Annotated in this window: 6 protein-coding genes; 3 read left to right on the plus strand and 3 right to left on the minus strand. The window is 44.6% G+C overall.

Annotated elements, in window-relative coordinates:
- The first annotated feature begins 217 nt into the window (after positions 1–217).
- Positions 218–427 carry a cold-shock protein gene (locus AACP44_RS00265; protein WP_007224698.1) on the plus strand — a complete coding sequence of 70 codons (210 nt, stop codon included), beginning with the start codon at positions 218–220 and terminating at the stop codon, positions 425–427.
- Positions 428–830: 403 nt separating this feature from the next.
- On the opposite strand, the gene AACP44_RS00270 is transcribed toward AACP44_RS00265, so the two are convergent.
- Positions 831–1148, minus strand: coding sequence for a DUF6763 family protein (locus AACP44_RS00270; protein WP_339337831.1), 318 nt, complete (start codon positions 1146–1148; stop codon positions 831–833).
- Between the two features lie 339 nt (positions 1149–1487).
- Between AACP44_RS00270 and AACP44_RS00275 the strand changes: the two genes are divergently transcribed.
- Both AACP44_RS00275 and AACP44_RS00280 read left to right on the plus strand, forming a co-directional pair.
- Positions 1488–2612, plus strand: coding sequence for a mechanosensitive ion channel family protein (locus AACP44_RS00275; protein ID WP_339337833.1), 1125 nt, complete (start codon positions 1488–1490; stop codon positions 2610–2612).
- A gap of 23 nt (positions 2613–2635) precedes the next feature.
- Positions 2636–3367 (plus strand): S-methyl-5'-thioinosine phosphorylase, encoded by a 732-nt coding sequence (locus AACP44_RS00280; RefSeq protein ID WP_339337835.1) that lies wholly within the window; start codon positions 2636–2638, stop codon positions 3365–3367.
- On the opposite strand, the gene AACP44_RS00285 is transcribed toward AACP44_RS00280, so the two are convergent.
- Both AACP44_RS00285 and mfd read right to left on the minus strand, forming a co-directional pair.
- Complete coding sequence (locus AACP44_RS00285) at positions 3327–4472, minus strand: CsiV family protein (RefSeq protein WP_339337837.1); 1146 nt, start codon at positions 4470–4472, stop codon at positions 3327–3329. The two genes, AACP44_RS00280 and AACP44_RS00285, sit on opposite strands and share 41 nt — an antisense overlap.
- A gap of 51 nt (positions 4473–4523) precedes the next feature.
- A complete protein-coding gene (mfd, locus tag AACP44_RS00290; RefSeq protein WP_339337839.1) occupies positions 4524–7973 on the minus strand; it encodes a transcription-repair coupling factor in 3450 nt (1149 codons plus the stop codon).
- Positions 7974–8228: the final 255 nt, after the last annotated feature.

Here is an 8228-nt window from a genome sequence, read left to right on the forward strand (position 1 = left end):
AAGTGATTGACGAGCCTAGTAAAGTAGTTACAATCTACTCAGCTTGAAAATACGGCTTTTTTTATGGTCAATCATTACGATGCTTCAACTGCAGTAGTTCGTCCTGTTCTTCATAATCAATACCAAATTTCCCGGCTAGAATGCTCTGCATGCATCTGTGTGTATAGGTTGAATGTTAAATGTTAGCAATGGCTAATAAGTAAAATAGGATTGAGATATGTCTGATCAAACTACTGGCACCGTTAAGTGGTTCAACGAAAGCAAAGGTTTTGGTTTTATCGAGCAAGAGTCTGGCCCTGATGTGTTTGTACACTTCAGCGCAATCAACTCTTCAGGCTTCAAAACTTTGGCTGAAGGCCAGAAAGTTGAGTTCACAGTAACTCAGGGTCAAAAAGGCCCACAAGCTGAGAACGTAGTACCTCTATAATTTTTTTATAAGTACGCTGAATTTGCTTGGGAATAAGGTTTTAGTTAAGCCTTGTTTCTTGTGACGGGTTATGCTGTTAGGCCGTTATTGTTTTTATTCGCTTGTGCGAATAGAACTGAAAGCCGCGCTTGTCGCGGTTTTTTTGTGCCTGTTAAAAAATTGCTGAGTTGCCGGGTTGGTGATCGGATTTTTAAAGGTTCTTTCTCGGGTTAATTTCTGTCTATACTTAATTATTCACTTTAGGATTTAGTCCTAAGTCATTGTAATTGAATATTAAGTTTCAAGAAAAGTTAAATTAACCAAGACGCCCTAACAAAGGAAAAGACAATAATCTGGCAGGCTAAATTACTTAATAGGTGGATGGTTTTCAGAGGTGTCGAAATTTAAGGCATCCATCCTACTCTCAAACATCGTCAAGCATGCCATTAATAATATCGGTTTCTATCATATTGACCGGACCCCATTCCTCGGGGTGAATTGTATCGTCAGGGTCGAGATAGTCTTCAGAGCTAAGCTCATAGGCATTGCGCCAATCTTCAGGCTCCTCGATTTGTTCTAATAGCATTTCGTTCCAGTTTTCGAAGTCATACTCTGTCACGGCTCCATCGATGAGTTGAACCTCTATACTTCTAGTCTTTTCATCGATTGCCACGACTTCAAAGGTCAATCCTTGTTGGATTTCTTTATACCAATTGCCAACTTGGGGTGTGGTACTTTTCATTTCACGCCCTCTGCTTATTAGATGTTTTATATTCAAGGTACCATGTAAAATCCAACTGTCCATATCAGGCTGGTTTAGCGATTTCAGTTTGGCTATGCTCTAATAATGGCAGCAATTGTGAAAACCGATTGTGATTCAATGGCTTATAATTTGTAAATGTAGTGGTGATGTTCTATAAAAGGGTTTCTTAGAGTTTTTTACTCTAAAAATAACTTTGAATTCGATTAATTTGTATAAAAATTTTGATTAAACATAACTAGTGTTTAACGATTATTGGCGGGCCCCATTGTTCGTTATGTTTTACCTAGGTCCATCACTTAACCGATTGCGTGACCATTTATGAATACATCAGCAAAATCACCATCGATAGAATCGCCACTGTTTGGTATTAATCTTGTGGAGTACCCTTGGATATGGGAAGTGTTTACTCTGGTATTGCTAACATTACTAGCCCGTTATGCGGTTGGTCTGTTTTTGCGCAAACTGGAGCAACAATTGCAAAAAACGCATACCCTTTGGGATGATGCCTTATTAGAAGCCGCGCATGCACCGGCAGGTTGGCTGGTTTGGTTTGTTGGTTTTAGTTGGGTGTTAGAGGTGTTGGTCGTTGAGTCGGAGGCCTTTGTGTTTAGCACGCTGGGGCCAGCACGGGAACTTGCAGTAATTGCCTTGTTGGCATGGTTTCTGATTCGTCTCACCAAGCAAATAGAAAGCCGTTTAATCTCCGATGAGTATTCAGCAGAGCCGGTTGATTCCACAACGGTATTGGCGTTGGGTAAGTTAATTAAAGCTGCGGTGGTCATTACGGTGACTCTAGTAGCACTTCAAACGCTGGGTTATAGTATTTCGGGTGTATTAGCCTTTGGCGGTATCGGAGGTATTGCTGTTGGTTTTGCGGCGAAAGATTTACTCGCTAATTTCTTTGGCGGTTTAATGGTATTTCTTGATAGGCCTTTTGCTGTCGGCGACTGGATTCGCTCCCCGGATCAGGAAATAGAGGGTACGGTAGAGCATATCGGTTGGCGCCAAACTCGCATTCGTACCTTTGACAAGCGTCCGCTCTATATTCCCAATGCAACCTTTAGCCATATTTCGGTTGAAAATCCCTCGCGTATGCTTAACCGTCGGATCTATGAAACCATTGGTATACGCTATGAAGATGCTGACAAAATAAAAGCGATTGTGGATGATGTGACAGATTTACTAAAAAATCATCAAGACATCGACTCAGATCAAACCCTTATTGTTAATTTCAATAGTTTTGCCGCCTCATCGTTGGACTTCTTTATCTATACCTTTACCAAAACCACAGACTGGGTGGAATATCATCAGGTGAAGCAGCGGGTCTTACTAGAAATTCTGGATATTATTTTTAAACATAAGGCCGATATTGCCTTTCCGACCTCGACGGTTGTTATTCCTGATGGCGTTGATATAAATGCTGAAAATAAGCAACAAGGATAAATAATAAGGAGTGATTGCCCAAGATGATTGCCATCATTGGTGGAACAGGATTAAACACCTTTAGCGATGGCGAGGTGGTGGGTGAGCGCCATAATCACTACGGGTATACCTCGGCATCCATTATACAGTCAGAGATTGATGGGCAGCAGATTTGTTTCTTATCTCGTCATGGCAATCCACATACTATTGCACCGCATCAAGTTAATTACCGAGCGAACCTTTGGGCACTGAAACAATTAGGCGTTAGTAAAATACTAGCCGTTAACGCGGTTGGTGGTATCGCACCATCTATGACGGCAGGTACTTTGGTATTACCTGATCAATTGATTGATTATACCTATGGCCGAGAACATACCTTGTATGATCAAACTGATAACAAGTTAGAGCATATTGATTTTAGCTATCCATTTTCCAGCAATTTACGTGACGTATTAAAACGTGCCGCGGTTGGTTGTTCTCTACCGTTGTTAGATAAAGCGGTTTATGGTGTTACTCAGGGACCACGTTTGGAGACAGCGGCAGAGATCAATCGTATGGACAGAGACGGTTGTGATATTGTCGGTATGACGGCAATGCCCGAGGCCGCTTTAGCCAGAGAGCTGGATATGGATTATGCCAGCCTTTGTTTAGTGGTTAATCCGGCGGCGGGACGCAGTGATGGTTTGATTGCGATGGATGATATTCGCTGTGTTATTGATGCTGGAATGATAAAGGTTAGGGCATTACTGATTGCGGCGCTGGCTGAGCTTGGTTAATTTCAGCATCAATAGCGACGTCTTGTGTAGGTTCTTGTGCAGGTTCAGGAAATTCATACGGTGTAATTCTCACCAATAATCCCATCAATGGGTGGTCAATATAGTGAAGTTCATTGCTGCGCATTCGCCGCGACTGGCGCATGGTCGATGTTTGATCCACCGCATATTGGCTGTGTGTCAAATCGAGGAACGGGTTTTTCATAACATGATTGCTAGCCATAATCATGTTAGAGCCTGTGTTGGAACTAGTCTGATTAAAGACATCCTGAGCTGGTCCATTGATAGCAGTCTCGGGGTCATTGGCGCTAGAAACTATTGGGGCTTTAGGTAAAACAGGCCAGGGGTTTTCCATGCGGCCTGCATTGCTAACAAAAGTACTAAGCCATAAATTGGTGGTGATATGGAGATAGCGCTCTAGCCCAAAACTAATCGATCCTTCCAGCTCAAAATGATTGTCAAATTGATCGCCGCCTCGAATTAGCAAGCTTTCAGAGTCATTGCGCTTGCCGATGGGTTGTCGCCAGGCGCCATGAAATAATTGGCGCAAGTCTTTTTGGCGAAATAGCTGCTGTTTTATCGTGCTAAAGCTCTGCTCTTCTTGCGGTAGGAGGGTGAAGGGTTGTTCTTTTAGGGTGACTAACAGTGGTTCTGGTAAGGATAATTCTGGTAAGGGTGGTTCTGATAAAGATGGCTCTAGTAAAGATCGTTCTAGTAAAGATGCTTCTGGTAAGGATGCTTCTGGTAAGGATGGTGCTGCTAGAGATGGTTCTGCTAAAAATATCGGCTCAGCGATTTCCTCGGGTAATATCTCAGCCGTGGAAGCACTAGGCTCTGACTCAATGATTTCTGCATTGTCAGGCCAATTATTCAGTAGCACTTCATTTTGGCTAGCTTTTTTTAATTCAACAATACGATCGGGGTATTTTAAACCTAACTCCTTGGGCCATAATTCGGCAGTGTTATCAGCCGTATCTTGATAGGCAAAAATCAGTACTTCAATTTGATACCATTGCTGTTCTGCCACCTCTTGATTGGCGCTTTGAGCCAAAACTGCACCATTGGCAATCAGTATTGTGCTTATTAATGTCACGACTAATGATTTCATTATCGGTGTTATCACTCTTTATGGCTTTCCATACTTCAAGCTACGGCCTTTTTAAGCGGTCTCTGGCGTCAGTATATCCAATAGCTTATCAATAAAATCAAATCGTTGTTCGGTTTCTTCCAGCGATTCACTAAATTTTAGTGCAGTAGCTCCAGCTAATTGATAAGTGGCGGGCTGGCTTTGTACCAGTTTGACTAGGGTTATTGGTTCTATCTGGGTGTCGTCAGCGAATTCCAGTTTTCCTCCTGTGGTCGAGCCTTCCACTTTTTTAATGCCAATCGCCTGTGCGCGTAATTTAAGCTCAGTGGCTCTAAAGAGGTTTTTAACCGCATCCGGCAATAGACCAAAGCGATCAATCATTTCGACCTGTAATTCTCGCAACACATTTTTGGTTTCAGCATTGGCAATGCGCTTGTATAAAATCAGTCGGGTATGTACATCCGGTAAATAATCATCGGGTATTAAGGCGGGTAATCGAAGGTTTACCTCGCTGGCTGGTTTGAAGGCATCCTCAATAGTGATTTCTTTGCCATTTTTGATGCTGTTAACGGCACGCTCCAGCATTTCCATATAAAGCGTAAAGCCAATATTATGAATTTGACCGCTTTGATCGTCACCCAATAATTCACCGGCACCGCGAATCTCAAGATCATGAGTTGCCAGTGTAAAGCCCGAACCCAGGTCTTCAGCCTGACTAATCGCATCCAGCCGCTTTTCAGCATCCTTGGTCATATTTTTGATACCGGGTGTCAGTAGATAAGCATAGGCCTGATGATGAGATCGCCCAACACGGCCACGTAACTGATGCAGTTGGGCCAGGCCAAATTTATCAGCTCGATCAATAATGATGGTATTAGCACTGGGTACGTCAATGCCTGTTTCAATAATGGTGGTGCATAGCAATAGATTAAAGCGTTTATGATAAAAATCCGACATCACTCGTTCTAATTGCCGTTCAGGCATTTGGCCATGACCTATGCCGATACGCAGTTCTGGTACCAGCTGCTGTAACTCTCTGGCGGTTTGCTCAATAGTTTTCACCTCGTTGTGCAAATAATAGACCTGTCCGCCGCGTAAAATTTCACGCAGCAGCGCCTCTTTGATAATGCCTTTGTCAGTTTGCCGGACAAAGGTTTTTACCGACAAACGGCGGGCGGGTGGTGTTGCGATAATCGATAAATCCCGCATACCTGACATCGCCATATTGAGCGTGCGAGGAATCGGTGTCGCCGTTAAGGTCAAAATATCTACCTCGGAGCGCAGCGATTTTAGTTTTTCTTTTTGTCTGACACCAAAGCGATGTTCTTCATCAATAATCAATAAGCCTAAATTGTGATACTTCACATCGCTCTGCAGTAATTTATGCGTACCAATTAAAATATCCACTTTGCCATCGGCGACATTTGCCAATACTTGCTCCGTGTCTTTTGCATTGCGAAAGCGGGAAAGTACTTCAACCCTCACTGGCCAGTCGGCAAAACGGTCTTTGAAAGATTCATAGTGTTGTTGCGCGAGAAGGGTGGTGGGCACTAGGATCGCTACCTGTTTGCTGTTGTGTACAGCAACAAAGGCCGCCCGCATGGCTACTTCGGTTTTACCAAAGCCAACATCGCCACAGACTAATCGGTCTGTGGCGGTGGGCGCTGCTAAATCAGAAAGTACGGCTGCAATTGCAGTTTCCTGATCAGGCGTTTCCTCAAAGGGAAAGCCGGCAGCGAATTTCTCATAGGCCGGTTTAGGGTTGGATAGAGCTTCACCCGGTCTGGCTGCTCGGCGAGCATAAATGTCCAGCAGTTCGGCTGCAACGTCACGAATCTTTTCGGCTGCTTTGCGTTTGGCTTTTGACCATTGGTCGCTACCCAGTCGATGCAGTGGCGCATGTTCTTCATCAGCACCGCTATAGCGGCTGATTAAGTGGAGTGACGATACTGGAACATAAAGTTTTGCACCGTCTGCATATTCCAATGTGAGGAATTCGGCCGTTTCACCCCCAGCGCCAATTTTTTGCAGGCCGCGGTAGCGACCAACGCCATGGTCCAAATGAACTACCGGTGCACCAATTCGCAATTCGGTCAGGTTTTTAATCACCGTATCGCTATTGTCTTGCGCTTTGCGACGGCGGCGAGTTTGCATAACGCGCTGGCCAAATAACTGTGGCTCAGCGATGACTATGGTATCGCTCAGCTGTAGGCCGGCCTCCAGTGGCCCAATGGTTATCGCCAGTCGTTTGTCGCTAACCATAAAATCTTGCCAGCTGTCACAGATGTCTGGCTTGATAGCATGGCGTGATAATAAATCGAGTAAGCTTTCTCGGCGTCCGGCACTTTCGGCACAAAATAAAATGCGGGCTTGGCTATCTGAAATCAGTGCGGCGACTTCTTTTAACGGATTTTCCGCTTGGCTATCAATCGATAAAAAAGCCGGAGGTTGGCAATCAAAATTATGGTTGCCCGCTTTTTCTTCCAATGCATCGCGGTGCATAACAATACGCGGATAATGCTTGAAGGCATTAAACAATTGTTCGCTGGGAACAAATAATTGCTGCGGACTTAACAAAGGACGTTGGGCATCAATATTGCGATCTTCATAACGTGTATGCAGTTCGCGCCAGAATTGATCGGCGGCGCCCTCCAATCCCTCTAGGTTAACCATTAAGCTGTCTTTGGGTAAAAAATCGAATAGGGTGCTAGTGCTATCAAAAAACAGCGGTAAATAGTATTCAATACCGGCAGGCGCAATACCCTCACTAACATCCTGATAGATAGAACACTGACGATGATCCACATCAAACTGCTCATGCCATTGATTGCGAAAGCGGCTGATACCGCTTTTATCTAAAGGAAACTCCTTGCCCGGTAGAAGATTAACCGATTTGATTTGCTCGATAGTGCGTTGGCTCTCTGGATCAAAGGTGCGCAGGGTGTCGACCTCATCGCCGAATAGATCAACCCGAAAAGGCATGCTGCTACCCATAGGGAAGATATCCATAATTGAACCGCGCAGTGCAAACTCACCATGCTCATAGACGGTATTTACACAGCGATAGCCGTTTGCTTCGAGTTTTAGCCGCATAGCCTTTATATCAAACGTTTGGCCGACTTCAATGGCCAAGCTATGTGCCTGAAGATACTCGCTAGGTAGTAAGCGATGCATCAAGGTTGATACCGGCACCACCAAAATACCGCTTTTCATCTCTGACAAACGGTGCAGGGTGTTTAGGCGCTCGGAAATAATATCCTGATGTGGTGAAAAAGTATCATAAGGCAGGGTTTCCCAGTCGGGAAAGTGCACAATCTCCAAGTCACCACTATAGAAACTCAGCTCTTGCTCGAAGCGCATTGCGCTGGCGGTATCATTACAGACCAACACGGTTAATTGTCCGGATTGACGGGCTGTGTTGGCAATAGCCAGACTGGGGGCGCTGCCAAACAGGCTGCCCCAGCGTTGCCGGTCGCCGGGCTGATCAATGACAGAAGGAGGCAGTAGGGGGCTTTGACTCATAAATCTTAATGGTTTTTGCGATATATTAAGGGCGCGTATTGTAGCGTGACAGCCTCGTATTTACATCGCCGATTTGCTGCAATTTACCCGTCAGTGGCCCGAATGGTGTCGATGTTGCTAGAGTTGGTTGTTTAATTGAGCTAATTTGTCTTGAAAAGTTACGCTAGCGGTTGAAGTTGGCGGGGTGAATGAACATAATACGCGCTTTTTTGGCAAGTCCGATTTTACTGGAACGCTTTTACTTGAAAACTTTTA

The organism is uncultured Oceanicoccus sp., from assembly GCF_963968385.1.
In the GTDB taxonomy this organism is placed as follows: Bacteria; Pseudomonadota; Gammaproteobacteria; order Pseudomonadales; family Dasaniaceae; genus Oceanicoccus.

Coding starts and splice junctions, on each gene's coding strand:
- AACP44_RS00265 (WP_007224698.1), top strand. CDS start 218: ATGTCTGATCAAACTACTGGCACCGTTAAGTGGTTCAACGAAAGCAAA.
- AACP44_RS00270 (WP_339337831.1), bottom strand. CDS start 1,148: ATGAAAAGTACCACACCCCAAGTTGGCAATTGGTATAAAGAAATCCAA.
- AACP44_RS00275 (WP_339337833.1), top strand. CDS start 1,488: ATGAATACATCAGCAAAATCACCATCGATAGAATCGCCACTGTTTGGT.
- AACP44_RS00280 (WP_339337835.1), top strand. CDS start 2,636: ATGATTGCCATCATTGGTGGAACAGGATTAAACACCTTTAGCGATGGC.
- AACP44_RS00285 (WP_339337837.1), bottom strand. CDS start 4,472: ATGAAATCATTAGTCGTGACATTAATAAGCACAATACTGATTGCCAAT.
- mfd (WP_339337839.1), bottom strand. CDS start 7,973: ATGAGTCAAAGCCCCCTACTGCCTCCTTCTGTCATTGATCAGCCCGGC.